The following is a 24,873-nucleotide window of genomic DNA, read 5'->3' as shown; positions in this document are numbered from 1 at the left end:
GTCAGCAGCTCGGAACCGAGCCGCCCTTCTTCAGGGCGAGGAGCGCCGACACCGCGCCCTTCAGCGTGGTGACCGGGACCAGCCGCAGTCCGTGCGGGAGCTCCGACCGGGCGTCCGCGCATTCGGCCTTCGGCACCAGGAAGACGGTGGCGCCGTCACGGGCGGCGGACTGGGTCTTCAGCGGTACTCCGCCGACCGCGCCGACCTTTCCGTCCGCGCTGATGGTGCCGGTCCCCGCAATGGTCTTCCCCCCGGTGAGGTCGCCGCCGTGCCCGTCGCCGCGGAGTTTGTCGACGATGCCGAGGGAGAAGAGCAGCCCGGCGCTGGGGCCACCGACATCGGCGAGCCGCAGGGTGACGCGGGCCTTGGCCGAGCTGCCGCCGAGGTAGCCCTGAGCGGCCTGGGTGGCGCTGTCCTGCGACTCCTTCATCTCGGCGAGATTGTGCCGTTCGATCTCGGCATCGCTGCCGCCCGTCGGGTACACCGCTTCGCGGGGCATCACCGCCCGGTCGGTCCGGAACCAGCCGTCGATCACCTGGCCGAGATGCACGTCGGTGGAGGGACCGGTCGCCGCGATGGTGACCATCCGCAGTTGCCCCGTGGTGGCCCGGACGGGCACGCCACTGACGGTGATCACCGGCGTGCCGTCGTCCTTCCCCAGGACGTCGGCGGTCAGCCCCGGCTGCGCCACCGAGAACGGCAGCGGCGCGAAGGCGGCCGTGCCGAAGAGCGCGAGTACGAGAACGGTGCAGGCGGTGAGGGCGCGGTGGCGCGGGTGGCGGAGAAACACGGAATCAATGTATCGGGCGGGGTGCGGCGCCCCGCGAGGCCGGTGGTCACCGCAACGCGTCCGCGACCTCCCGGGCCGCGTCGACCACCCGTGCACCGACCCGCTCGGGCACCGAGTCGGCGAGCATCACCACGCCCACGCTGCCCTCCAGCCCGGTCACGCCCGTCAGCGGAGCGGCCGCGCCACTCGCGCCGGCCTCCAGTTCACCGTGGGTCAGCGTGTAGCCGGGGCCTTCGAGCATCCCCTGGCGCGACGCCAGGATCGCCCGGCCGGCCGCGCCCCGGTCCAGCGGGTGGCGGAAGCCCGCCCGGTACGCCACGTGGTAGTCGGTCCAGGTCGGTTCGACCACGGCGACAGCCAGCGCGTCCGATCCGTCGACCAGGGTGAGGTGCGCGGTGGCGCCGATGTCCTCGGCGAGCGAGCGCAGCGCGGGCAGCGCCGCCTCCCGCACCAGCGGATGCACCTGGCGGCCGAGCCGCAGCACGCCGAGGCCGACCCTGGCCCGCCCGCCCAGGTCCCGGCGGACCAGGGTGTGCTGTTCGAGGGTGGCCAGCAGTCGGTAGACCACGGTGCGGTTGACACCGAGTTTGTTGGACAACTCGGTGACGGTCAGCCCGTGGTCGGTGTCGGCTAGCAGCTTGAGGACACGGAGTCCCCGATCGAGCGTCTGAGAAGTCTCGGCGGTCACGACGCCCACTCCTTAAGTGGTGGCCGCGACGGCTCAACCACGGAGATCGCGCCACCGGTCCCATCGGTGACGCGCGCAGAGGCCGCCGGCGGGCCCATGGCACCGGCTGCGCTCCGAGGCGACACTGCCACGGGGCGTATGCGTTTCCGGGACAGTAGCGAGCCGGTCCGCTCAGCGGAAGAGCTCGTCCAGAATCCGGGCAGTCAAGACGAGGATTGCCCTGATCTTGACGGAAGCGTGGCACTTGGTGACCGGAATGCCACCTCTCTCCGGTGTGCACCACGGCGGAGCTCTGCTGCCCGTCGTCGGGCGTCACCGCATGCGGGTGGCCCACTCCTGGACCTTGGTGATGCGTTGCTTGAGCTGGCCCGCGGTCGCCTCCGCGCTCGGCGGCCCGCCGCAGGTGCGGCGCAGCTCGGTGTGGATCACGCCGTGCGGTTTGCCGCTCTGGTGGGTGTAGGCGGAGACCATGGTGTTGAGCTGCTTGCGCAGTTCGAGCAGCTGTTTGTGGGTGACCACCGGACGCGCCTCGGCGGCCTTCTCCAGCAGGTCGGCCTCGGCGGCCGGTTTCTGGCGGCTGTGTGCGATCTGCCGGGTCTGCCGTTTCTGGAGCAACAGCTGGACCTGGTCCGGCTCCAGCAGGCCGGGGATGCCGAGGTAGTCCTGCTCCTCCTCGCTGCCGGGGTGCGCCTGCATACCGAACTCGGCGCCGTCGTACAGCACCCGGTCGAAGACCGCGTCGGACTCGAGGGCCTCGAAGGGGAGTTGCTCCTCGGTCTCCTCGTCCTCCGGCTTCTCGGCGTCGGCGAGCAGCTGGTCCTCCTCGGCGAACGGGTTCTCCTCGTCGCTGCCCTTCTTCGGCTTGTCGAGGACGTGGTCCCGCTCGACCTCCATCTCGTTCGCGAAGTCGAGGAGCATCGGGATCGTCGGCACGAAGACGGACGCGGTCTCGCCGCGCCTGCGGGACCGCACGAAACGGCCCACCGCCTGGGCGAAGAAGAGCGGCGTCGAGATGGTGGTGGCGTAGACGCCGACCGCGAGGCGGGGCACGTCGACGCCCTCCGACACCATCCGGACCGCGACCATCCAACGGGAATCGTCGGCGGCGAATTTGTCGATCTTCTTCGAGGCGGCCTTCTCGTCGGAGAGCACCACGGCCGGCCGGTCGCCGGTGATCTTCCGCAGGATCTTGGCGTACTCGCGGGCCGTGTCCTGGTCGGACGCGATGACCAGACCGCCCGCGTCCGGGATGCCCTTGCGCACCTCGGTAAGGCGCTGGTCGGCGGCGCGCAGCACGTTCGGGATCCACTCGCCGGTGGGGGCGAGCGCGGTGCGCCAGGCCTGACCGATCGCGTCCTTGGTCATCGGCTCGCCGAGCCGGGCGGCGATCTCGTCGCCCGCCTTGGTGCGCCAGCGCATGTTGCCGCTGTACGAGAGGAAGATGACGGGGCGGACGACACCGTCGGCGAGGGCGTTGCCGTAGCCGTACGTGTAGTCGGCGGATGACCGGCGGATGCCGTCGTTGCCCTCCTCGTACGCGACGAAGGGGATCGGGTTGGTGTCCGAGCGGAACGGCGTACCGGTGAGGGCGAGCCGGCGAGTCGCCGGGTCGAACGCCTCCTGGCAGGCCTCGCCCCAGGACTTGCTGTCGCCCGCGTGGTGGATCTCGTCCAGGATGACGAGCGTCTTGCGCTGCTCGCAGCGGTTGCGGTGCAGCATCGGGCGTACGCCGACGCCCGCGTAGGTGACCGCGACGCCGTCGTACTCCTTGCTCAGCGGCCCCGCGCTGTAATCCGGATCGAGCTTGATACCTATCCGGGCCGCGGCCTCCGCCCACTGCTTCTTCAGATGCTCGGTGGGCGCCACGACGGTGATCTGCTGCACCACATGGTGGTGCAGCAGCCAGGAGGCGAGCGTCAGCGCGAAGGTGGTCTTCCCGGCGCCGGGTGTCGCCACCGCGAGGAAGTCCCGGGGCTGTTCCTGCAGGTAGCGGTCGAGAGCCCCCTGCTGCCAGGCACGCAGCTTGCCGGCCGTGCCCCAGGGGGCGCGGCCGGGGAAGGCGGGTGAGAGGTGGTGGGAGGCGGTAGTAGTCACGGTCTCCGAATCGGTTCTCTCGGGTGCACGGGCGTCGGCAGGCGCCGATACGACAACCGGGCCACCCTACCGGGGGCCCGGCTTGATCCCGTACGGACGCCGCCGAAGCGTGGAGGCCTACGGGCGTGCTTTCGTCCGCAACCGGGTAGCGACCCACGCCCCCACCAGCGCCACCCCCGCCATCGGCAGGAACACCGCCGCGAAGGCCGCCGGGTGGGAGCCCGGTGCGCCGTCGTGCAGCGCGCCCACCGCGCCGCCGCCCAGGGCCGCGAACGCCGCGCCGCCCGCCGCGAGCAGCAGCACGTTGGAGAGGCCGTCCGAGATCTGCAGGGCCGCCGAGTTCAGGCCCGCCTCCTCCGGCGGGGACAGCTTCAGCAGCAGCACGCTGGTCGACGCGATGACCGTGCCCATGCCGTAGCAGCCGAACGCCCAGGCGACCGCGACGATCCAGACCGGGACCGAGTGGATCAGCACGGTCGGCGCGGTCGCGATGGCCGCGGCGACCAGGATCATGCCGCCCACCATCAGCCGCTGCCGGTACGGATCCATCCTGGGCCGGGACTGGACGTACGAGCCGAGCGCCCAGGTCCCGCCGCCGGCCGCAAGCGAGAGACCCGCCAGGGTCGGCGACAGCCCGCGCTGGGTGACCAGCATCAGCGGTACGAAGCTCTCGGCGGCGATGAACGAACCGGCCGAGATCCCCCGCAGCAGCACCACGGACGGCAGCCCGCGCACCGCCCGGTAGGTGCCCCGGGGTAGCAGCCCGAGTACCGCGGGGACCAGCAGGACCGCCCCCGCCATCGCCGGGATCAGGGAGAGCCACCGCAGGTCCTGACCCGCGTACTGGAGCAGCCCGGCCCCCACCGAGATGCCGAGCGCGAGGCGGATCCGGCGCCGGTCGAAAGTGGGCGCGGGCCCGGAGGTGTCGGACGGTCCGGAGGCCATCCGGCGGATCGCCGGCAGCGCGAGCGCGAGCGGCGGCACCACCAGGACGGGGATGCCGAGGAACACCCAGCGCCAGCCGAGATGTTGGGTGACCGCTCCGGCGGCCAGCGGCCCGACCACCGACGGGACCACCCAGCTCGCCGCGAAGGCGGCCATGATCGAGGGGCGCAGGTGTTCCGGGTAGGCCCGGCTGACGACGACGTACAGCGCGACGATGACCAGCCCGCCGCCCAGCCCCTGGATGGCCCGCCCCAGGATGAACAGCCACATGGTGGTCGCCGTGCCCGCCACCAGCAGTCCGGCCGCGAAGCCCGCGATCCCGGCGGCGAGCGGCCCCAGCGGACCGTTCCGGTCGGCCCACTGACCGGAGAGGACCATGGCGAAGAGCGAGGTGGTGAAGAACGCGGAGAACGCGAACGCGTAGAGCGGCACGCCGCGCAGCTCCCGCGCGGCGACCGGCATGGCCGTGCCGACCGCGGTCGCCTCGAAGGCGATGAGCAGCACCACGGTGACGATGCCGATACTGAGCGCCCGGTGCGTACCGCCGAGAATCCCGCTGCTCTCCGGGACGGATGCCGGTCCTTCGGTCGGGGTGGCGGGCGCGACCTCGGCGTCGCGTGATTCCAGGGCGGTCATCCGACCAGGGTAAGGGGTGAATGCCGGATTGGGGCCTGTCCTGAGGGGCAGCCGGGCTCGGCCATTGGTCGTACGACCATGAACGGCGGGTGGCAGTCGTGTTGCGGGACCCCGCTACTGCGCGGGCTGCTCCTTGTTCGCCCGCTGGGCCGCGTCGACCATCTCCTTCAGGTGCTGCTCGTCCTCCGCGGAGAGCGAGGTCTGCACCAGTTGGCCGCCGTACTGGGCGAGTTCGGGGATGACCTTGTCGCGGGCCTCCGACTTCGCCAGGACGAAGAGGGCAGCCGCTCCCGGGCGGAGGTTCGAGCTCACCTGGCGCATGAAGTCGTCGTTCACCCCGGTGTCCGCCGCCGCGCCGCCCGCCGCGCCTGCCGCGGCTCCCACGGCCGCGCCGAGCAGCGGCGCCAGGAAGAGCAGCCCGATGACGCCGCCCCACAGCGCGCCGCCGGCCGCGCCGGCCGAGGTGAGGTTGACGGACTGGTGGAGTTTGATCTTGCCGTTGTCCGCCCGGCGCTCGACGACGACCGCGTCCTCGAGATCGATGAGATGTTCACGGCTCAGCGAGAAGATCTTGTCCCGCACCTGGTTCGCGGTGACGAGATCGTTGTAGGCGACGACGAACAGATTGCTCATGCGACTGACTCCTCATCGGGGTACCGGACTCGGCCCCCACTATAGGAAATAAGCCGTAAATAGATCTTATGCCGCGCAGGTGGCGTTGCGGGCGGGTGCATCGGGGGCTTCCCGGCTACCGTCCTCGCCCGGCGAGCCACGGCACCCGCAGGGCCGACCGGTACGGCTCGTCGGGAGCGGCAGGCAGATGACGGCGCCCGGGCCCGCCCGCCAGTAGATCGGCCTCCGTGTACCGGCGGGTCCGCCGGTGCCAGTTCAGAATGGCGGCCATCCAGTCCTCCAGCTCCCGCACATAGCTCCGCACGGCCTCCCGGGTCTCGTCGTCCAGGCCGAAGTCCTCGTACAGCACGGGCAGTTCGTGCTCGGCGACATGCTGGAACTGGCGCATGCGCGACCGCATCAGGTCGTCGACCATGGCCAGTGCGGTCGGGTAGTCGACGGAGAAGAAGGTCTGCACCACGAGCACGGCGTTGTGGACCTCGCCCTCGAACTCGATCTCCTTCTGGTAGGAGAACACGTCGTTCAGCAGAGCGGCGTAGTCGGCTGCCGAGCTCTCCAGGGACTTGACGGTGCCGCTGCGGAAGACCTCGTCCGGGATCCGATGGCCGTGCCCCAGCCTGGCCAGCGCCATGGTGAAGTCGGAGCCGAAGGTCAGCCGGCGCATCTCGATGTAGTCGACCGGTTCGGGGACGCGGTGCTGCGCCTGGTTGGCCAGCTCCCACAGCCAGCTGGCCGTCATCTTCTCGACGGCGGTACGGAAGGTACGGCGGGCCGCTTCGTCCATCGGCGCCGCCGTCCTGGCCCAGAGGTCGGCCAGGGCCCGTTCCATGGTGTTCTCGGGCGGCGGAACCGGCTCACCGTCCACCGGCATGAACAGCGGGAACCGCTCGTTCTGCGCCTTGGCTCGGGCCAGGTCCCTGGTCCGCCCGTAGACCTGCGGGAAGTAGTCGTCGCCGTACGTCCCCCAGGCCAGCCAGCCCGAGGAGAGCAGCAGTTCCTCCGCCGAACCGTCGGGGTCGATACCGGCCGAACAGATCGGGAAGTCGAAGCCGGTGAACAGGGCCTCGTCCCAGATGTCGTTCAGCATCCCCATCCGGTGCGCCCACTCGACCAGACCGGTCCGGGCCGACCCGAGGTGAGGGTTGAGGGTGAGCGGGAACGGCAGGTCGAAGTCGGGCAGCCGAGACGGTCCGACCCGCTGGTGCGGGACGTGGACGTGCTGACGGAGACGGGCCGCCCCGGTGGCGGCGAGCAGCTTCTTGATCTCGGCGGCGGACGTCCCGGCACCCATCGGAGCCAGCGGCAGCACCGGCTCCGGCGCCGCCTTTCCGCCGTCGTTCATATAGCGGCTGGACCGCAGATGCCACTCGTGGCCGCCGGACTGCCAGTCCTGCAGGCCCTTCGCGTAGGCGAGCGTGTCGGCGACGGACTTCGGGTCCAGACCGTACTCGGCGAAGAGCGGCCCCAGTTCGGTGAAGAAGGTGTTCTCGAACTGGTGCAGCCGCGCGGTGAGCAGGTCGTTGACCGCGTCCGCCGCCTGCTGCGTAGTGCATTTCAGGAACGTCTCGAGGACCAGTACGCCGTTGCTGAGTTCGCCCTCGTCCTGGATTTCCCGCTCGTAGGAGAACAGGTCGTTGCGCAGGTGGACAGCGTCGGAGAAGGTGTCCTTGAGCACGCGCAGCGGGCGCGACTGCGCGATGGCGGCCGGGACTTCGGCGCCGGTGGCGAATTCGATGAGACCGGCCGACCAGGGCGCGCCACCGACCTTCCGGCGCATCTCGATGTACTCGACCGGGTTGGACACCCGGCCGGCGTTGATGTTGGAGAGTTCCCAGAGGGATTCATTGAGCAGGTTCTCGGTGTTCTCGGCGAAACGCGCCCGCCAGTCCAGGGACATGCCCGGTACGGTGCGGGCCCAGAGATCGGCGAGGCCGGCCTCGACCTGATTCCGCGGCTCCGGGAATCCGTCGGCCAGATCCATCGGCATGAAGGCCGGGAGCCGGTCCAGGTACGCCTTTCCGCCCTGCCGGTCCTGGGAGCGTTTGAATTCCTCCAGGAAGTGGTCGTCGAAGAAGAACACCCAGACATACCAGTCGGTGACCAGGGACAGCTCCGGGCCGTCGCAGTCGGGGTGGGTATAGGCGCAGAGCAGCGCGTAGTCGTGGGAATCCAGGTCGTGTTCCTCCCAGATTCCGGATCCCTCCAGCATTCCCATGTCGCCGGCCCACTGCTTTGTGTGGGCGCGGGCCTCTTCGAGGTGGGGGTTCAGCCTGGCCGGGTGCGGCAGGTAGAAGTCCGGCAGTTCAAAAGGCTTTGACACGGGTGTTCGGCCCTTTCCCGGGGGGTTGCGCGATCGGCTCAGCGTTACCCGGGGGGCTGGGGGGACATTCTTGGGGGCCGGTCGTTATGCCCGTATGTATGACGTGGGGGCGAATGCGGGACGGGGGCGGGGGTGGTGTGCATGGGGGGCCTGCGCTACCGCTGGGAGGGACCGCCGGGAGAGGCTGGTAGCCGTCCGGCGAGGCCGATGTCGCCGGCAGACACCGGAGCCGCCCACTGCCGAGCAGCGTCCTGCTACACCGGCAAAACCAAGCCTCTCCGGCGATTGAGGAGCAGGGGCCCGGGGGCGGAGCCCCCGAGAGGGCGGCGCCCCTCAGACCGCAGCCACCGCGGCCTGCGGCCGGATCGGCAGGCGGCTGACCGGGCGCCCGGTCGCCGCGCGGACCGCCGCAGCCACCGCGGCCGGCGAAGTCACCACTGGCACCGCGCTGGCCGCCTTCGCCCCGAACGGCGCCACCACATCCCGCTCCTCGACCAGCTTCACGATGCGGATGTCGGGCGCGTCCAGGGCCGTGGGGAGGGCGTAACCGGTCAGGTCGGGGTGGCGGATCACGCCGCGGGTGGTGCGGAGGTTCTCGGTGAGCGCGGCACCGACGCCCTGGGTGACACCGGCCTCGATACGGGAGGTCAGCAGCCGGGGGTTGAGGACCCGGCCCACGTCCTGGGCGACGGCCATCTCCACCACCCGCACCGAACCGAGCTCGATGTCGACGTCCACCACCGCGCGGATCGCGCAGAAGGCCAGACCCACGAAGGCGTCGCCCTGACCCGACTCGTCGAGCGGCTCGGTGGGGTGCGGGCGGCACTGGGCGGTCGCCCAGAGCTCCTTGCCGTCCATCGCCTCGGTGACGGTGGTGGAGAGCACTCCGTCGTACGAGGTGATCTTGCCGTCGGCGATCTGCAGCAGTTCGGTGGACATGCCGAACTTGTGGGCCAGCGGCTGCAGCAGCTGGGTGCGGACCATCTTCGCCGCCCGCTCGACCGCGCCACCTGAGACCCAGGTGTGCCTGCCGTGCGTGGCGGGGCCCGCCGGGGGCTGATCGGTGTCGACCGACGCCACATGGACCTCCTCGATGCCGAGGGTGTCCTGAACGATCTGCCGGGCCAGCGTGGAAAAGCCCTGGCCGGTCTCGACGGCGGCGCAGATGACCGTGGCCACCCCGTCATGCACCTTGACCGTGGCGGTGGAGACCTCGTCGGCGCCCTCGGCGCCGAGCATGTGGACCATGCCCAGCGCATAGCCGACACCCCGGCGCACCGCGCCGGGCTCGCCCGCGCCCTCGGGTCCGCCGGGCAGCAGCCAGTCGCCCTCGGGGCTGTCCTTGGGGAGTGCGGGCAGCGGGAAGTCCCGTACGGAGCGGAGCAGTTCGGCCACCGGCGCCGGGCAGGTGATGGTCTGGCCGGTGGGCAGCAGGTCGCCGGTGGCGATCACATTGCGCAGCCGCAGCTCGGCCGGGTCGAGGGAGAGTCTGGCGGCCAGCTTGTCCATCTGGCCCTCGTAGGCCGCGCAGACCTGGAGCGCGCCCTCGCCGCGGACGTGCCCGGACGGGGGGTTGTTGGTGCGGACCGCCCAGCCCTCGATGAAGGCGTGCGGGACGACGTAGGGGCCGCAGGCGAACGCGACGGCGGCGGCCAGTGATTCGGCGGACGCGGCGGCGTACGCGCCCGCGTCGAGCAGGATCTGCGCCTCGACCTTCACCAGTCGGCCCTCGGCATCCGCGTGGTGGCGGTAACGCAGCAGGGTGGGGTGGCGGTGTGCGTGGCCCAGGAAGGACTCCTCGCGGGTCGCCGCGAGTTTGACCGGACAGCCGGTCTTCAACGCGAGGAGACCCAGCGGGAGTTGGAAACTGGTGTCCTCGCGGTCGCCGGTCGCGCCGGGGACCCCGGTCACCACGACCTTGACCCGCTCGGGGTCGAGACCGAAGCAGGCGGCGGCCAGATCACGGTCGGCGTGCGGGTCGGTGGACGCGGTGTAGATCTCGACGCCACCGTCCGGGCGGGGCACCGCGAGTCCGGCCTCGGCGCCGATCGGCGCCGGGTCCTGGCGGCCGATCCGGTACAGACCCTCGACGATCACCTCGCCCGTGATGTCCGGGTCACCGAAGCGCAGCGGGATGTGCCGGATCAGATTGCCGTCGGGGTGCAGCGCTTCGGCGGCGAAGGCCTTCTCCGGGTCGGTGACCGGCTCCAGGACCTGGTATTCGACGGTGATGGCGGCGGCGGCGAGCCGGGCGGTGTCCGGGTGGTCGGCGGCGACCGCTGCGATGGCCTCGCCGTGATGGCGGACGAGTTCGGCGGCGAAGACCGGACGGTCGGCGATCCCGCGCCCATGCGCGCTGTCACCGGGGATGTCGGTGTGGGTGACCACCGCGCGGACCCCGGGCATCGCGGCGGCCGCCGCGGTGTCGATCGACAGGATCCGGGCGTGCGGGTGCGGGGAACGCAGCACCGCCGCCCACAACAAGCCCTCGGCCCACAGGTCGGAGGCGTAGGGGAAGGTTCCCTCGGTCTTCGCGCGGGTGTCGGCCGGCGGAAGTGAGGCGCCGAGACCGTGCGCCGCCGGCTCCTGCTCGGGTTCGTCCACCGCCGGGTTGGCCTCGGTGGCCGCGTCGCTGCTCACGCCATGCCTCCGTCATGCTGCTGCGGGTGCGGGGGCTGGACGCCGCCCGCCCCGGGGGGTGCCTGGTGCGGAATGCGGGCCTCCTCGGCGACGTCGGCCACGGCCGCGCGCCCGGCGACGACCTCGCCCACCGCGTCGAGTACGCCGCGGTACCCGGTGCAGCGGCAGAGGTTCCCGGAGAGGGCCTGCCGGGTCTCGAGCTCGGTGGGGGCGTGGTTGCCCTCCAGGAGGTCGTGCACCGTCATGGCCATGCCGGGGATGCAGAAGCCGCACTGAACGGCCCCGCAGTCGGCGAGTGCGCGCTGCACGTCGGACGGTTCGCCGTTGACCGCGAGACCCTCGACCGTACGGACTTCGGAGCCGGCCGCGGTGGCCGCGGGTACCAGACAGGAGGCGACCAGCCGGCCGTCGACCTGTACGTTGCAGGCGCCGCACTCGCCCTGCGAGCAGCCGTCCTTGGCGCCGGCCAGACCGAGGCGCTCGCGCAGCACGTAGAGCAGCGACTCACCGATCCAGGCGTCGGTGACCGGGCGGTCCGAGCCGTTGACCCGCAGCACGTAGGAGGCGGGGGTGTGCTCGCTGTGCGCGAGCAGGGGCACGGGGTCGGGTACGGGCTCGGGGTCGGGCTCCGACAGCGACTCGGGCTCGGGGCCCGGGGCCGGGATCTCGTCGGCCGCCGCCGGCGGAGCTGCGACGGGGTCGGCCTCGGGTACGTGGTCCGGCTCGTGCTGCGGTACGGGGGTGCCGTGGGGCGGTGGGCCGCTGTCCTCGACACCGTCCCGGGCAGCGTCCTCGGACCGAGCGTCCTCCACCCGGGCGTCCTCCACCCCGGTGTCCTCGGCCCGGCTGTTCTCGTCGGCGGTGTCGGCCGGTTCCGGCGCCGGTTCCGGGTCCTGCGGCGGCAGCGCCCAGGGCGCGGGGGCACCGCCCGGCAGCGTCGCCGGGCGCGTCAGGGACGAGGTGGTGAACTCACCCGATTCCTCCGGGACGTTCCCCCCGGCGACCGGGATCGTCCACTGCCCGGTGAGGTTCCCACCGGTCTGCGGTGGCTCCCCGGCAGCGTCGGCCTCCGGTGCGGCACCGCCCTCACCCTCGGCCTCGCTGAACGTCCACTGCCCGGTGGCCCGCGGGTCGTAGCCGGACTCGGCGTCGAAACCGGCGCCGTACGTGCCGTCGAACGCGGCATCCGGCACGTGCTCCGGCGCCGCCTGCGGCTGCGCCTCGGGCCACTGCACCGTCTGCGGCACCGACCACGACCCGGTGGCGGCCGGGTCCGTCCCCGCCGCCGGGGTCAGCGGCAGGATCATCGGCGGTACGAAGCCGTGGCCCGGCGCGGCCAGCGGCGCGTGGTCGAAGTCCAGATCCTCGGGCAGCTGCACGAAGGCGGTCGCCTCGGCGTCGTAGTCGCCGCCCTGCGGAACCGGCTGCCAGCCGCCCCGGTCGTCGTCGTTGGTGGTCACGACAGTGCCCTCCCCAGTGCTCGCCGGGCCAGCGCGGCGACGGTGCGCCGCAAGTGCAGTACGGCAGGGGACAGCGGCTGGGCCTCTCCCCCGTCGGGTGGCGGCGCCGCATCGGGGATGCAGGCGGCGGCGACGTACTCCCCGAAGGCGGTCAGCGCCTCGTCGGCGAGTCCGCGCTCGCCGTCCCAGTCGATCAGCGAGGCGATCCACCGCTCGGCCTCCAGCGGCCGCAGCGGCATCGGCGCTATGGCACCCACCGCGCAGCGCACCCCGCGCCGGGCCGGGTCCAGCACCACGGCGACCGAGGCGGTCGCCCGGCCGGGGCCGGTGCGGCCGGTGGCCTTGAGGAAGACCTGGGGGGCGTGCAGCAGCGGAACCCGTACGAAGCCGACCAGTTCGGCCGGCTGCAGCATGTCCCGCCCGGCCAGCAGATGCGACACCGGGGTCTCGCGGCGCGAGCCGTCAGGTCCGGCGACGATCAGCGTGGCCTCCAGCGCGGCCAGCACCGGCAGCGCGTCACCCGTCGGTGCGGCGGTGACGACGTTGCCGCCGAGGGTGCCGGCGTTACGGACCTGGGGCGGCCCGGCGGCGCGTGCCGCGGCGGCGAGCGCGGGGATGAGCGCGGCGAAGTCCGGCCGCCCCATCCGGGCGTGCGTGAGACCGGCGCCGAGCAGCGCGTGTCCGTCCTGGTAGTGCCAACCGCGGATCTCGCTGATCCGGCCGAGTCCGACGAGCCCGGCGGGCCGCAGCAGCCCGGAGTTCACCGCCGTCATCAGGTCCGTACCACCGGCGACGGGCACGGCGACGGGCATGGCGGTCAGCGCCGCCACCGCCTCGTCGAGCGTGGTCGGCAGCGTCACGGACTGCGCCGCCTGCGGTGCGTGCGTGGTCAACCCAGCTGCCCCTTCCCGGTGTCCCGGCAATCCCTGCTGTCCCGCCTACTGCGCCGTACGGTACGTGCTCAGAGCCCCGACGACGCAACTCTGGCACATCTTCCGAGCCGTCCGACGCGAGGGTCCGTGAAGGGCAAATCCATCCCCCCACGGGCCGATGATCCCGATTTGCAGCCCTCTGTCGGTTACTGCCGATCAGCGTGCGGTTTGCTGCTCTTCTGCACCATTTCTGCACCGTGTTCGGTACCGCGGTTCATGCTCCCAGGGAGTCACACCCCGGGCACCTGTCTTATCGCCATGCTCACACGTTCGGGGGCGCCCCCTCGATCGGGCGTCCGAGATCGCGGGCCGTCAGCCCCGCCGGAGCGGGCCGCCGCTGCCAGGGCAACGGGCCGCCCGGCGGCCGGTATGCGACGCCGAAGGCGTCAAGTCGCCGGTAGTGCGCGGTCATCCGCCGGGCGAAGTCCGCGAAGTCGCGTTCGGCCGGGGCCGGCAGCGCGGACCAGGCGACCTCGGCGAACGCGACCAGCCTGGGAAACGTCTGGTAGTCGACCCGGTCGCGGCTCTCCATCACCTCGGTCCAGACGTTGGCCTGTGTACCGAGCACATGCGCGGCCGCCTCCGGCGTCAACTGCGGCGGCACCGGCTCGAACCGGTAGACGTCCTCCAGGGTGCGGACGAACCCGATAGGCATCGGTTCGTGCTCGCCGCCGTCCTGACGGTGGTCCAAGTACACCTGCTGCTCGGGGCACATGACGACGTCGTGTCCGGCTTCGGCAGCGGCGATGCCGGCCGCGTACCCCCGCCAGGAGGAGACGGCGGCGCCGGGCGCCAACCCGCCTTCCAGGATCTCGTCCCAGCCGATGAGCCGGCGGCCCCGGGCGGTGAGCCAGCGGTCGAAGTGCCGGATGAACCAGGACTGCAGCTCGTCCTCGTTGGCAACTCCCAGCTCCTCGATACGGGCCTGGGCCGCGGCGGAGTCCTTCCACTGCTCCTTGGGACACTCGTCGCCGCCCAGATGGATGAAGGTGGACGGGAAGAGCTCCAGAACCTCTTCGAGCACCTCTTCGTAGAACCGCACCGAAGTCTCACTCGGTGCCAGCACGTTGGGGTTGACGCCCCAGGTGTCCCAGACGGTGAGCGCGGCCGTGTCCACCACATCGGTGTTGCCCAGCTCCGGATACGCGGCGATCGCGGCCTGCGAGTGGCCCGGGACGTCGATCTCGGGGACCACGGTGATGTGCCGTTCGGCGGCGTAGGCGACGATCTCGCGGATGTCGTCCTGGGTGTAGTAACCGCCGTGCGGTTTCTCGTCCCAGAGCGGCGACGCCCGGTGCCCGTATTTCGTCCGGGCCCGCCAGGAGCCGACCTCGGTGAGCCGGGGGTGGCGCCTGATCTCGATGCGCCAGCCCTGGTCGTCGGTGAGGTGGAAGTGGAAGACGTTCAGCTTGTGCGCGGCGAGCAGGTCGAGGCAGCGCAGCACGCCGTCCTTGTCCATGAAGTGCCGTGACACGTCCAGCATCATGCCGCGCCAGCCGAAACGGGGGCGGTCCTCGACGACCTGGTAGGGAACGCTGTGCGGGACGCCGGGCCGGACCGGGGCCCGGCGGAAGGCGTCCGGGCCGAGCAGCTGACGGAGCGTCTGCGCGCCCCAGAAGACCCCGGCCGCGTCGCCGCCGCGGATCTCGATGCCCCGCTCGGCGGTCACCTCGAGCCGGTACGCCTCGGCGGCGAGGCCGGTGTCCAGGGACAGGCTCACGGCGTTGGCGTCGCCGGAGTCGGTGGCACCGGGCTCGCCCGGTGCCAGCGGCAGTCCCAGCGCGGCGCCCAGCGTGGACCGCAGCCAGCGCTCGGTGCCGCCGGTGCCGGGGACGGCCCGCAGCGTGGTGCCGGCGTCCAGCAGGAAGCCGCCCTCGGACGAGCCGGCGACCAGGCGGGGTGCGGGTATCAGATCCATCGGTGAACTCCTCGGTGAGAAGACAACAGCTTCTGGACATCGCAAACGACCCCCGGGGCGCGCCTCAGCGCACCTCGGGGGTCGTGGAAGCCGTACACGGATCGGGGGCCGGACCTACTGGTCCTTGCCGCCGCCCTTGCCGCCCTTGCCGCTCTTGTCCTTGTCGCCGCCGGCGCCCATGGACTCGTAGATCTCCTTGCACATCGGGCAGACCGGGTACTTCTTCGGGTCGCGGCCCGGTACCCACACCTTGCCGCACAGTGCGACGACGGGCGTGCCTTCCAGCGCGCTCGCCATGATCTTGTCCTTCTGGACGTAATGGGCGAAGCGCTCGTGGTCGCCGTCGCCGTTCGACACCTGCGGTGTCGGTTCCACGAGGGTTCCGGTACCTGCCCCGCGCTCGGGCTCGAGAGTGCTCATAGCCCCCAGGGTACTGACTCATTCCGCCTTCAGTTCAGCGAAGGGTCGTCCGGATAGGTGGCGATCATCGCGAGCTTGCTCCGCTGGCGCCGCAGTACCGCGCGCCACATGCCGTCCGGCTCCGGACATGCCACGTCGCCCGGCTCCGAATCCACCACGTACCAGGCGCCTTCGGTCAGCTCCGACTCCAGTTGGCCCGGGCCCCACCCGGCGTAACCGGCGAAGATCCGCAGGGAGCCGAGGGCGGCGGCGAGCAGCTCGGGCGGGGTCTCCAGATCCACCACGCCGATCGCGCCGCGCACCCGCCGCCAGCCGATGGGGTCCTCGCTGCTCGAACGCAGCGGCCCGCTCGAGGACGGGCCGCTGCTTCCGGAGGTGAACCGCGAGGTCGGCGACGGCTCACTCCAGGGACTGCGGCGCGGGGTCACGGCGGGGCCCTCGACGCCGGGGATGACCGCGACGCCGAGCGCGGAGTCCAGCGCCACCGGGCCGCCCTGGAATATCACCCCTGGCTCCCCGGCGAGCTGTTCCCAGCCCGCCAGGATGTCGCCGACGCCGACCGGGGTCGGGCGGTTGAGGATCACGCCGAGGGAACCCTCGCCGTCGTGGTCGAGGACCAGGACCACGGCGCGGTCGAAATTCGGGTCCGCCAGGGCGGGGGTGGCGATGAGCAGCCGCCCTGTGAGCGAGGACACCTCCGTCATGACAGACATGATCCCGCATCTTCGTCCTCCGTGGGGGGCGGGCGCAGGAGTACGCGTGGGCGCAGTCCCGCGCAGGAGGGGAGCGTGAGGGGGCGGCCACCGTATGTGACGGGTGGGTGCGACAGCTCACCCGGCGCGGCCCCAGCGCGTCATCGGCCCCCTACGGAACGTGTTGTAGCGAATTCATGACGGTCCGGCCCACGCCTGAGGCTTATGAAACCGGGGTACACGCCCCTTACCCTTTGACCCTGGCCCCCTGTCCACCCCCCTCCCGGAACGCGAGATCCATGACCGGCACTGGTACCGACGATGTACTGCTCGTCCACGGCGGCAACCCGCTCGAAGGCGAGATCCGCGTTCGCGGCGCGAAGAACCTCGTGCCGAAGGCGATGGTCGCCGCGCTGCTCGGCAGTGGTCCGAGCAGACTGCGCAATGTGCCCGACATCCGCGACGTACGCGTCGTACGCGGGCTGCTGCAGCTGCACGGTGTGACCGTGCGGCCCGGTGAGGAGCCGGGCGAGCTGGTCCTGGACCCGTCGCACGTGGAGAGCGCCAACGTCGCGGACATCGATGCCCACGCGGGCTCTTCGCGCATCCCGATCCTTTTCTGCGGCCCGCTGCTGCACCGGCTCGGCCATGCGTTCATCCCGGGCCTGGGCGGCTGCGACATCGGCGGCCGGCCGATCGACTTCCACTTCGAGGTGCTGCGTCAGTTCGGCGCGACCATCGAGAAGCGGGCGGACGGCCAGTACCTGGAGGCCCCGCAGCGGCTGCGCGGCTGCAAGATCCGGCTGCCGTACCCGTCGGTCGGCTCGACCGAGCAGGTGCTGCTGACGGCGGTGCTGGCCGAGGGCGTCACCGAGCTGTCGAACGCCGCGGTGGAGCCGGAGATCGAGGACCTCATCTGCGTGCTGCAGAAAATGGGCGCGATCATCTCCATGGACACCGACCGGACGATCCGGATCACCGGCGTCGACCAGCTCGGCGGCTACAACCACCGTGCGCTGCCGGACCGCCTGGAGGCCGCGTCCTGGGCCTCGGCGGCACTGGCCACCGAAGGCAACATCTATGTCCGGGGCGCCCAGCAGCGCTCGATGATGACCTTCCTCAACACCTTCCGGAAGGTCGGCGGCGCCTTCGAGATCGACGACGAGGGCATCCGCTTCTGGCACCCCGGCGGCCCGCTCAACGCCATCGCCCTCGAGACGGACGTCCACCCGGGCTTCCAGACCGACTGGCAGCAGCCGCTGGTGGTGGCCCTGACGCAGGCGTCCGGCCTGTCCATCGTCCACGAGACGGTGTACGAGTCGCGGCTCGGCTTCACCTCCGCGCTGAACCAGATGGGCGCGCACATCCAGCTGTACCGCGAGTGCCTGGGCGGCTCCGACTGCCGCTTCGGGCAGCGCAACTTCCTGCACTCGGCGGTCGTCAGCGGCCCCACCAAGCTGCAGGGCGCCGACCTGGTCATCCCCGACCTGCGCGGTGGCTTCTCCTACCTGATCGCGGCGCTGGCCGCGCAGGGGACGTCCCGAGTGCACGGTATCGACCTGATCAACCGGGGCTACGAGAACTTCCTCGACAAGCTGATCGAGCTGGGCGCGAAGGTCGAACTGCCGGGCGGGGCGCTGGTCTGACGCCGGGCGCGACGCACCGGCGGTCCTGCCGAGCACATACGGAGGGCGGCCACCCTGACCGGGTGGCCGCCCTCCGTACTGCTCAGGACAACTGCTTACTTGCCCTTGGCGGCTTCCTTGAGCTTGGAGCCCGCGGAGACCTTCACGCTGTAGCCGGCCGGGATGTTGATCGGGTCGCCGGTCTGCGGGTTACGCGCGGTGCGAGCGGCACGGTGCGTGCGCTCGAAGGTCAGGAAGCCGGGGATGGTGACCTTCTCGTCGCCCTTGGCGACGATCTCACCGACGGTCTCGGCAAGGGCGGCCAGCACGGCGTCGGCGTCCTTGCGCGTCACCTCGGCGCGGTCGGCCAGGGCGGCCACCAGCTCACTGCGGTTCATGTCGTTACTCCCGTGTTCTTCTTGCCTGTAAGGCGTGAGATCGAAGCCGATGCTGCCAGGGCCCTAGGGAGGGCACTAGGTCAGTCCCCGGACCCGGGTCTGACGTCAGACCCTCGCGCCCGAATATGCATCCTGCCCCCACCAACGGCGGGAAAGCCAATCCGGCACTCACCGGAGTCACACGAACGCGTCACCGGCTCATGGTGGTAAGGCTTCGCCGACTCCCGGAATGACAGCTGCAGGCAGCCCAGGGGCTCGGATCGACCGGCGCATGAGGCCGGTCGACCCTATTTCAGCCACCCTAAAGGGGGGTTTGGGGCCATGAGTCCCGCGACGCGCCGGGCTTTACGCGGACGTGGGCGTCGTCACAGCGGCAGCGGACGGCTTGGCGGCCGCCCGGACGGCACCCGCGACCGCTCCCGCGACCTTGTCGTTGAAGACCGAGGGAATGATGTAGTTGGCGTTGAGTTCCTCGCTGCCGACCACGTCGGCGAGCGCGCCGGCCGCCGCGAGCATCATCTCCGTGTTGACGGTGCGGGACTGGGAGTCCAGCAGGCCGCGGAAGACGCCGGGGAAGACCAGCACGTTGTTGATCTGGTTCGGGAAGTCGGAGCGCCCGGTGGCCACAACTGCCGCCGTCTGACGGGCGATTGCCGGGTCCACCTCGGGGTCCGGATTCGCGAGCGCGAACACGATCGCGTCGTCCGCCATGGCCGCGACGTCCTCGCCGTTCAGCACGTTCGGGGCGGAGACACCGATGAAGATGTCGGCGCCGACGACGGCTTCCTTCAATGTGCCCGTCACACCTTCGGGGTTGGTGTTGTGGGCGATCCAACCCAGCGGGGAATCCGGCGCCGCGCCGATCAGGTCGGCGCGGTCCGCGTGCACCACACCGTGGATGTCCGCGACGACCGCGTGCTTGACGCCGGCCGCGAGCAGCAGCTTGAGAATGGCCGTACCGGCCGCGCCGGCTCCGGACATGACCACCCGGACATTGCTGAACTGCTTGCCCACCACCCGGAGGGCGTTGGTCAGCGCGGCGAGCACCACGATGGCCGTGCCGTGCTGGTCGTCGTGGAAGACCGGGATGTCGAGCGCCTCACGCAGCCGGGCCTCGATCTCGAAGCAGCGGGGCGCGGAGATGTCCTCGAGGTTGATGCCGGCGAAGCCCGGGGCGATGGCCTTGACGATCTCGACGATCGCGTCGGAGTCCTGGGTGTCCAGGCAGATCGGCCAGGCGTCGATGCCCGCGAAGGTCTTGAAGAGCGCCGCCTTGCCCTCCATGACCGGCAGCGCGGCCATCGGTCCGATGTTGCCGAGACCGAGCACCGCGGAGCCGTCCGTCACCACGGCCACGGAGTTGCGCTTGATGGTGAGCCGGCGGGCGTCCTCCGGGTTGTCGGCGATCGCCATACAGACGCGGGCCACACCCGGCGTGTAGACCATGGAGAGGTCGTCACGGTTACGGATGGGGTGCTTCGACGCCATCTCGATCTTGCCGCCGAGGTGCATCAGGAACGTACGGTCGGAGACCTTGCCGAGCTCGACGCCCTCGATCCCGCGCAGTTTCTGCACGATCTCGTCGGCGTGATCGGTGGAGCTGGCGGCGACGGTGACGTCGATCCGCAGCTTCTCGTGGCCCGAGGCGGTGACGTCGAGGCCGGTGACCGAGCCGCCGGATGACTCCACGGCGGTGGTGAGCTGGCTGACCGCGGTCCCGCTAGCGGGGACCTCCAGCCGCGCCGTGATGGAGTACGAGACGCTGGGCGCCGTTGCCATGGGCCGACTTCCTTTGCTTTCCCTATTTCGCTTGAAACGCAATCCGATGGTCGCACCTACCGACGGGTACCCGGTAACGAGGGCTCTTTCGGAAAGTTTTTTCCACCATACGAGAAGATCATGGTCGGGGGAACCCCCACACGAAAAAGGCCCGCACCACCGGGAAGGTGGTACGGACCTTTTCACGCTGGTGGCACCGGCCCGCCATGCTCGCCTCGCGGCAAGTGGTCGCTCGAAGCGACGAAGGTTGGGCCCGGGGGCTTGGATCGAGCCGGTGTCACAGCCAAGGCTAACAAACCACCCGGCGAAAGTGATTCCCCCGCGGGGCTTGATTCTTACGGCTTGTTCTCCGCAGCAGGCTCAGCCCCGCAGCAGGCCCGGCACGCCGTCGGCGTCCGGCGCGTCGTCACCGGTGGAGATCACCGTGAGCTGCTGGGTGGCGCGGGTCAGCGCCACATAGAGCACCCGGAGCCCGGTGGGCGACGCGCCGTCGCCGGTGACCTCGTCGCCGGGGGCGCCCTTGGCGATCTCCGCGGGCGACACCACCACCGTCGCGTCGTACTCCAGGCCCTTCGCCTCCAGGCTGCCCAGGACCACCACCCTCCCCCAGTCTCGGCTTCGCTCGACCGGGGGGACCCCCATGCCCAGCCCGGCCAGCCACTTCCTGGCCTGCTCGCGCCGGTTCATGGCGACCACCACGCCGATCGTGCCGTCCACCTTGTCGAGCAGGCGCCGTGCCTCCTGCCGTACGCAACCCGCCAGATCCTCGCCCGCCACCGCGAAGCGCGGCTCGACCCCGGTGGAGCGGACCGCCGACGGCGACTTCATGCCCGGCATGGCCAACGCGAGAACCTTCGAGGCCAGTTCGGCGATCTCCGCCGGGTTGCGGTAGTTGACGGTGAGGGTGAACTGGCGGCGCGGACGGCTGCCCAGCGCCTCGTCACGGGAAGCGGCCGCCTCGTCCGGGGCCGGCCAGGACGACTGGGCGGCGTCACCGACGATCGTCCAGGTCGCCTGCCGGCCGCGACGGCCGACCATCCGCCACTGCATGGGCGTCAGGTCCTGCGCCTCGTCGACGATGACATGGGCGTACTCGGTGCGTTCCTGCGCCAGCCGCTCGGCCCGCTCCCACTGGGTCTCCTCGCGGTGCGGCATCAGCTCCTCGAGGCCGGTGAGCTGGTCCAGCGGGTCGTACTCCCGCTGCTTCCGGGGCCGATGCGGGGTGCCGAGCAGCGTCTGCAGCTCGTCTAGCAGCGCCACGTCGTGCACCGAGAGCGCCTCCCGCCGGAGCGAACGGGCCAGCCTGCGCACCTCCCCCTGGTTGAGCACCCGCCGGGCCCAGCGGCCCAGCCGGCGTTCGTCGGACATCGCGGAGAGCACACCGCGCGGGGTGAGCTCGGGCCACCAGGCGTCCAGGAACTCCAGAAAGCTGTCCTCGCCCGACACGTCGTCGTCGAAGGAGGCGCGCAGTTCGGCGGCGAGCTCCGGATCGCCTCCGGTGGACGCGGCGCGGCCGCGCGCGTTCTTCGCCCAGAGCGCGTCGAGCAGCAGCCGCCGGGCCCGCGGGCGCAGCAGATTGACGGGGGCGGTGCCGCCGAGCACCTGGTTGCGGATGCGCTGCAGCTCGGCCGCGTCCAGTTCGAGACGCCCGCCGAAGGCGACCACCCGGAGCCGGTCCGGGGCGGCGTCCGGTGTTCCGGCCGCCTCGGCGGCGTCGTCGCCGAAGGCGAGCTGCTGCTCGCCGCCCGCCCCGCCGCGGGTCCTGCCGCTGCCCCGTTCCGGGCGCGGCGGGGCCGTTTCGAGAGACCCGCGGGCTGCCTTGCGCAGCACCTGCAGCATCCGGGACGAGCCCTTGATACGGGCGATGCCCGGCTCGTCGTACGCCGTCGCCTCCGCGCCGTCCACCAGCGAGCCGACCGCGCGGATCGCTACCTGCCCCTCCTCGCCGAGCGAGGGCAGCACGCCCTCGGTGTACGCGACGAGCAGCGGCGTCGGCGAGACGATCAGGATGCCGCCGGCGTACTTGCGGCGGTCCTGGTAGAGCAGGTAGGCGGCGCGGTGCAGGGCCACCGCGGTCTTGCCGGTGCCCGGACCGCCGGCCACCTCGGTGACCGAAGCGGCGGGCGCCCGGATCACCAGGTCCTGCTCGGCCTGGATGGACGACACGATGTCCCGCATGGTGTGACTGCGGGCCTGCCCCAGAGCGGCCATCAGCGCCCCGTCGCCGACGACCGCCAGCTGCCTGCCGTCCAGCGACGCGGTCAGCTCGGGACGCATCAGGTCGTCCTCGACGCCGAGCACCTTGCGGCCCTTGGAGCGGATGACCCTGCGGCGTACCACCCGGCCGGGATCGACCGGCGTCGAGCGGTAGAACGGCGCGGCGGCCGGCGCCCGCCAGTCGATGACCAGCGGGGAGTAGTCGGAGTCCAGCACGCCGATCCGGCCGATGTGCAGGGTCTCCGCGATGTCGGCCGTACGGTCGTCGCGCACCGCGTCGTCGGAGGGCTCGACGGCGGTGTACGCGCCGTCAGGACCCCGCTTGCCGTCCTTGCCGTGCAGCAGGTCGACGCGTCCGAAGAGGAAGTCCTCGAACTCGTTGTTGAGGCGATTGAGGTGGATACCGGCCCTGAAGACCTGTGCGTCCCGCTCGGCGAGAGCGCCGGGCGTGCCGACCTGGCCGCGCTTGGCGGCATCGTTCATAAGGAATTCAGCCTCGTGGATCTTCTCCTCGAGGCGCCGGTACACCTGGTCCAGGTGCTCCTGCTCGGTCGCGATCTCGCGGTCCCTGACCGAGTCGACAGCGGCGTCCTGCGCGGCCACTGAGGCCCCCTTCTTGCATGCATTGGGCGACCGTCAACCCTATGCGAACGGGGAGCGTATGTCAGGCGGCCACCCGCACCAGGCTCCTGCCGTCCAGGGTGCGTACCAGGAAGTGGTCGATGTCGCTGCGTTTGAACGCCGATCCGCCGTGCACGTACAGCGGGTACTGGGCCGCCGGATGTGCCGCGTCCGGGACGCCGTAACCCCACTCCGGCACCGACCAGGTGGTCAGCGTCTCCTGCGCGCCGGTCTTCGACACGGCGATCAGGCTGCACTTCTGCGGACCCTTGACGTTCTTCAGTTCGAGGACGGCGTCGGTGCCCCAGGCTTTGTCCTGGGTGCCGACGGTCGCGGACACCTTGGTGACCGGGTCGGTCGCGCTGACCTTCTTCGTCATCCGGCCGAAGTCGTCCGCTGCCGCGCCGGCCGGCGAGGGCCGGGCCGAGACGCCGGTACCGGAGTCGGCGGAGGACGCCAGCACCGCGACGGTGGGACCACCGATGATCAGCGCGGCCGCTGCCGCCACCAGATACCGGGTGCGCCTGCGGCGCCGGGCGCGTTGCGCCGCCACCTCGTCGACAAGACGGCCGAGCACCTGCGGGGACGGGGCCTTCACGGGCTGCGGGGCAGGTCCGGGGAACTCGGCGAGGGACGCCAGGATCGGCTCCATGCCCGCGAACCCGTCCAGTTCGGCGGCACAGATCTCGCAGCCGGCCAGATGCGCCTCGAAGGCGGTGGCCTCGGCGTCGTCGAGAATGCCGAGGGCATAGGCGGCAACCGCGTCGTGCTCGGATTCGTGTTCCGGTGGCGGCTGCTGCTCGTACCTGTTCATGCCTGTACCCCCCTCTCCTCCAGGGCGAGCTTCATGGAACGCAGTGCGTAGAAGACCCGGGACCGCACCGTCCCGCTGGGAATGCCGAGCGCCTCGGCCGCCTCGTTGACCGTACGCCCTTTGAAGTACGTCTCCACCAGTGCCTCCCGGTGTGCGGGAGTCAGGTCGTCGAGTGCGTCCGAGAGCGTCATGAGCCACAACGCCTTGTCTATCTCGTCCTCCGCGGGCATGACCTCCAGCGGCGACGGATCGACCTCCTGCGGCCGGGCCTGCCGGCTGCGGTGAGCGTCGATGACGATGCGTCGGGCCACCGTCACCAGCCAGGGTCGGACAGAACCGGTGGCCCGATTGAGCTGACCGGCGTTCTTCCAGGCACGGATGAGCGTCTCCTGCACGACGTCCTCGGCACGCTGGCGGTCGCCTGCGACGAGACGGAGCACATACGCGAGCAGCGGGCCGGCGTGCTCGCGGTACAACGCCCGCATCAGCTCCTCGTCGGGAACGGAGCGATGCCGGGCGCCGGGCGGACGGTCATCGGCCACGGCGGCATCCTTGCGCACCTGAACCTCCCGGTCGAGACCCTGACTGACTCGTCTGCTTCCTGTACGGCCCCGGAGCGGGAACCGTTCAACGGCTGGCGGATCAATCGAGAATTTCTCAGGAGCGTTCGGCGACCGCGGCCCGGCGCCGGTGCCTGGCCACCCGTTCGCGGTTGCCGCAGACCTCGCTCGAGCACCAGCGGCGGCGGTGCCCCCGGGACGTGTCGAGGTAGAGCCGCCGGCAGTTGTCGCCCTCGCACTGCCGCAGCCGGTTCCTGGCCGCCGGGTCGGTGAGCAGCTCGACGGCGTCCCGGGCGACGACGGCCAGCAGCGCGTCCCGCTCGGCCGCCCCGGCCAGCTCCTTGGTGAGCTGCCCGCTCCCGTCGCGTACCGCCCGCAGCCCGGGCAGCGGGCCTGCCGCGCAGGCGTTGACCGCGGCCAGCGCGCTGTCGGCGGTACGGCCCGCCACCTCGGCCCGCACCAGTTCCTCCACCGACCGGCGCAGCGCGATGAACGCGGCCAGCCAGTCGGCGCCGAGCGCGGGCAGCGGAGTCCCCGGCGGTACGAGTCCGGCGCCCGCCAGCCAGGTCGCGAGGCGCCGGCCGGTATCCAGCTGCTCGACCGAGTCCGTCTCCGTCGCCACCAGGTCCAGGCAGACCCGCCCGGAATCGAACCGCAACTCGTACGCGTGCGAACCCATACCTCTTACAGT

The 24,873-nt window shown here is 71.2% G+C and carries 19 protein-coding genes; 1 reads left to right on the top strand and 18 read right to left on the bottom strand.

Translation table 11 applies throughout. From position 1 onward, the window contains the following. Position 1: 1 nt before the first annotated feature. The 12 genes from AB0436_RS13730 to AB0436_RS13675 all read right to left on the bottom strand — a co-directional run bounded on the left by AB0436_RS13730 (position 2) and on the right by AB0436_RS13675 (position 16,189). A complete protein-coding gene (locus AB0436_RS13730; RefSeq protein ID WP_366468041.1) occupies positions 2 to 790 on the bottom strand; it encodes a S16 family serine protease in 789 nt (262 codons plus the stop codon). 46 nt (positions 791 to 836) lie between these two features. Continuing rightward, on the bottom strand, positions 837 to 1,478 hold the full coding sequence (locus tag AB0436_RS13725; RefSeq protein ID WP_366468039.1) for a helix-turn-helix domain-containing protein: 642 nt from the start codon (positions 1,476 to 1,478) through the stop codon (positions 837 to 839). Between the two features lie 312 nt (positions 1,479 to 1,790). Further along, positions 1,791 to 3,572, bottom strand: a complete 1,782-nt coding sequence (locus AB0436_RS13720; protein ID WP_366468038.1) for a DEAD/DEAH box helicase — start codon at positions 3,570 to 3,572, stop codon at positions 1,791 to 1,793. Positions 3,573 to 3,689: 117 nt separating this feature from the next. Further along, positions 3,690 to 5,153, bottom strand: a complete 1,464-nt coding sequence (locus tag AB0436_RS13715; protein WP_366468037.1) for an MFS transporter — start codon at positions 5,151 to 5,153, stop codon at positions 3,690 to 3,692. A gap of 114 nt (positions 5,154 to 5,267) precedes the next feature. Next, entirely contained in the window at positions 5,268 to 5,786 is a 519-nt protein-coding gene (locus tag AB0436_RS13710) for a DUF1269 domain-containing protein (RefSeq protein ID WP_366468036.1), read from the bottom strand. A 115-nt stretch (positions 5,787 to 5,901) separates the two neighbouring features. Then, positions 5,902 to 8,106, bottom strand: coding sequence for a terpene synthase family protein (locus tag AB0436_RS13705; RefSeq protein WP_366468035.1), 2,205 nt, complete (start codon positions 8,104 to 8,106; stop codon positions 5,902 to 5,904). A 333-nt stretch (positions 8,107 to 8,439) separates the two neighbouring features. Then, positions 8,440 to 10,710 carry a xanthine dehydrogenase family protein molybdopterin-binding subunit gene (locus AB0436_RS13700; RefSeq protein ID WP_366468309.1) on the bottom strand — a complete coding sequence of 757 codons (2,271 nt, stop codon included), beginning with the start codon at positions 10,708 to 10,710 and terminating at the stop codon, positions 8,440 to 8,442. Between the two features lie 32 nt (positions 10,711 to 10,742). Beyond that, the gene (locus tag AB0436_RS13695; protein ID WP_366468034.1) at positions 10,743 to 12,206 is read right to left on the bottom strand and encodes a 2Fe-2S iron-sulfur cluster-binding protein; all 1,464 of its coding nucleotides are present in this window, start codon (positions 12,204 to 12,206) and stop codon (positions 10,743 to 10,745) included. Continuing rightward, positions 12,203 to 13,099: an FAD binding domain-containing protein gene (locus AB0436_RS13690; protein WP_366468033.1), complete on the bottom strand. Its 897-nt coding sequence runs from the start codon at positions 13,097 to 13,099 to the stop codon at positions 12,203 to 12,205. The genes AB0436_RS13695 and AB0436_RS13690 overlap by 4 nt, the downstream gene beginning before the upstream one ends. A 301-nt stretch (positions 13,100 to 13,400) precedes the next feature. After that, positions 13,401 to 15,056 carry a beta-N-acetylhexosaminidase gene (locus AB0436_RS13685; RefSeq protein ID WP_366468032.1) on the bottom strand — a complete coding sequence of 552 codons (1,656 nt, stop codon included), beginning with the start codon at positions 15,054 to 15,056 and terminating at the stop codon, positions 13,401 to 13,403. A gap of 114 nt (positions 15,057 to 15,170) precedes the next feature. Further along, the gene (locus AB0436_RS13680; RefSeq protein WP_365850836.1) at positions 15,171 to 15,476 is read right to left on the bottom strand and encodes a DUF3039 domain-containing protein; all 306 of its coding nucleotides are present in this window, start codon (positions 15,474 to 15,476) and stop codon (positions 15,171 to 15,173) included. Positions 15,477 to 15,505: 29 nt separating this feature from the next. Beyond that, the gene (locus AB0436_RS13675) at positions 15,506 to 16,189 is read right to left on the bottom strand and encodes a YqgE/AlgH family protein (protein ID WP_366468031.1); all 684 of its coding nucleotides are present in this window, start codon (positions 16,187 to 16,189) and stop codon (positions 15,506 to 15,508) included. 278 nt (positions 16,190 to 16,467) lie between these two features. On the opposite strand from AB0436_RS13675, the gene murA reads away from it, so the two are divergent. Beyond that, entirely contained in the window at positions 16,468 to 17,814 is a 1,347-nt protein-coding gene (murA, locus tag AB0436_RS13670) for a UDP-N-acetylglucosamine 1-carboxyvinyltransferase (protein WP_365850840.1), read from the top strand. 95 nt (positions 17,815 to 17,909) lie between these two features. On the opposite strand, the gene AB0436_RS13665 is transcribed toward murA, so the two are convergent. From AB0436_RS13665 to AB0436_RS13640, 6 genes are all read right to left on the bottom strand, one after another. Then, a complete protein-coding gene (locus tag AB0436_RS13665; RefSeq protein ID WP_003968811.1) occupies positions 17,910 to 18,191 on the bottom strand; it encodes an HU family DNA-binding protein in 282 nt (93 codons plus the stop codon). A gap of 345 nt (positions 18,192 to 18,536) precedes the next feature. Then, complete coding sequence (locus AB0436_RS13660) at positions 18,537 to 19,970, bottom strand: NAD-dependent malic enzyme (RefSeq protein WP_366468030.1); 1,434 nt, start codon at positions 19,968 to 19,970, stop codon at positions 18,537 to 18,539. A 360-nt stretch (positions 19,971 to 20,330) separates the two neighbouring features. Further along, positions 20,331 to 22,790, bottom strand: coding sequence for a UvrD-helicase domain-containing protein (locus AB0436_RS13655; protein WP_366468029.1), 2,460 nt, complete (start codon positions 22,788 to 22,790; stop codon positions 20,331 to 20,333). A 61-nt stretch (positions 22,791 to 22,851) separates the two neighbouring features. Next, positions 22,852 to 23,622, bottom strand: a complete 771-nt coding sequence (locus tag AB0436_RS13650; RefSeq protein ID WP_366468028.1) for a zf-HC2 domain-containing protein — start codon at positions 23,620 to 23,622, stop codon at positions 22,852 to 22,854. Then, on the bottom strand, positions 23,619 to 24,182 hold the full coding sequence (locus AB0436_RS13645) for a sigma-70 family RNA polymerase sigma factor (protein WP_365850848.1): 564 nt from the start codon (positions 24,180 to 24,182) through the stop codon (positions 23,619 to 23,621). The genes AB0436_RS13650 and AB0436_RS13645 overlap by 4 nt, the downstream gene beginning before the upstream one ends. Before the next feature lie 97 nt (positions 24,183 to 24,279). Further along, complete coding sequence (locus tag AB0436_RS13640) at positions 24,280 to 24,861, bottom strand: ABATE domain-containing protein (protein ID WP_366468027.1); 582 nt, start codon at positions 24,859 to 24,861, stop codon at positions 24,280 to 24,282. Positions 24,862 to 24,873 lie beyond the last annotated feature (12 nt).

Origin of the sequence: Streptomyces sp. NPDC051322, assembly GCF_040689485.1 — a bacterium.
Taxonomy (GTDB): Bacteria; Actinomycetota; Actinomycetes; order Streptomycetales; family Streptomycetaceae; genus Streptomyces.
Note: the sequence above shows the minus strand (reverse complement) of the source record. Positions and strands in the feature narration are given on the sequence as shown.

Bases quoted from the DNA above. Each gene is read 5' to 3' on its own strand.
- AB0436_RS13715 (WP_366468037.1), bottom strand. From the start codon at position 5,153: ATGACCGCCCTGGAATCACGCGACGCCGAGGTCGCGCCCGCCACCCCG.
- AB0436_RS13710 (WP_366468036.1), bottom strand. From the start codon at position 5,786: ATGAGCAATCTGTTCGTCGTCGCCTACAACGATCTCGTCACCGCGAAC.
- AB0436_RS13685 (WP_366468032.1), bottom strand. From the start codon at position 15,056: ATGGATCTGATACCCGCACCCCGCCTGGTCGCCGGCTCGTCCGAGGGC.
- AB0436_RS13680 (WP_365850836.1), bottom strand. From the start codon at position 15,476: ATGAGCACTCTCGAGCCCGAGCGCGGGGCAGGTACCGGAACCCTCGTG.
- AB0436_RS13675 (WP_366468031.1), bottom strand. From the start codon at position 16,189: ATGTCTGTCATGACGGAGGTGTCCTCGCTCACAGGGCGGCTGCTCATC.
- murA (WP_365850840.1), top strand. From the start codon at position 16,468: ATGACCGGCACTGGTACCGACGATGTACTGCTCGTCCACGGCGGCAAC.
- AB0436_RS13665 (WP_003968811.1), bottom strand. From the start codon at position 18,191: ATGAACCGCAGTGAGCTGGTGGCCGCCCTGGCCGACCGCGCCGAGGTG.
- AB0436_RS13660 (WP_366468030.1), bottom strand. From the start codon at position 19,970: ATGGCAACGGCGCCCAGCGTCTCGTACTCCATCACGGCGCGGCTGGAG.
- AB0436_RS13650 (WP_366468028.1), bottom strand. From the start codon at position 23,622: ATGAACAGGTACGAGCAGCAGCCGCCACCGGAACACGAATCCGAGCAC.
- AB0436_RS13640 (WP_366468027.1), bottom strand. From the start codon at position 24,861: ATGGGTTCGCACGCGTACGAGTTGCGGTTCGATTCCGGGCGGGTCTGC.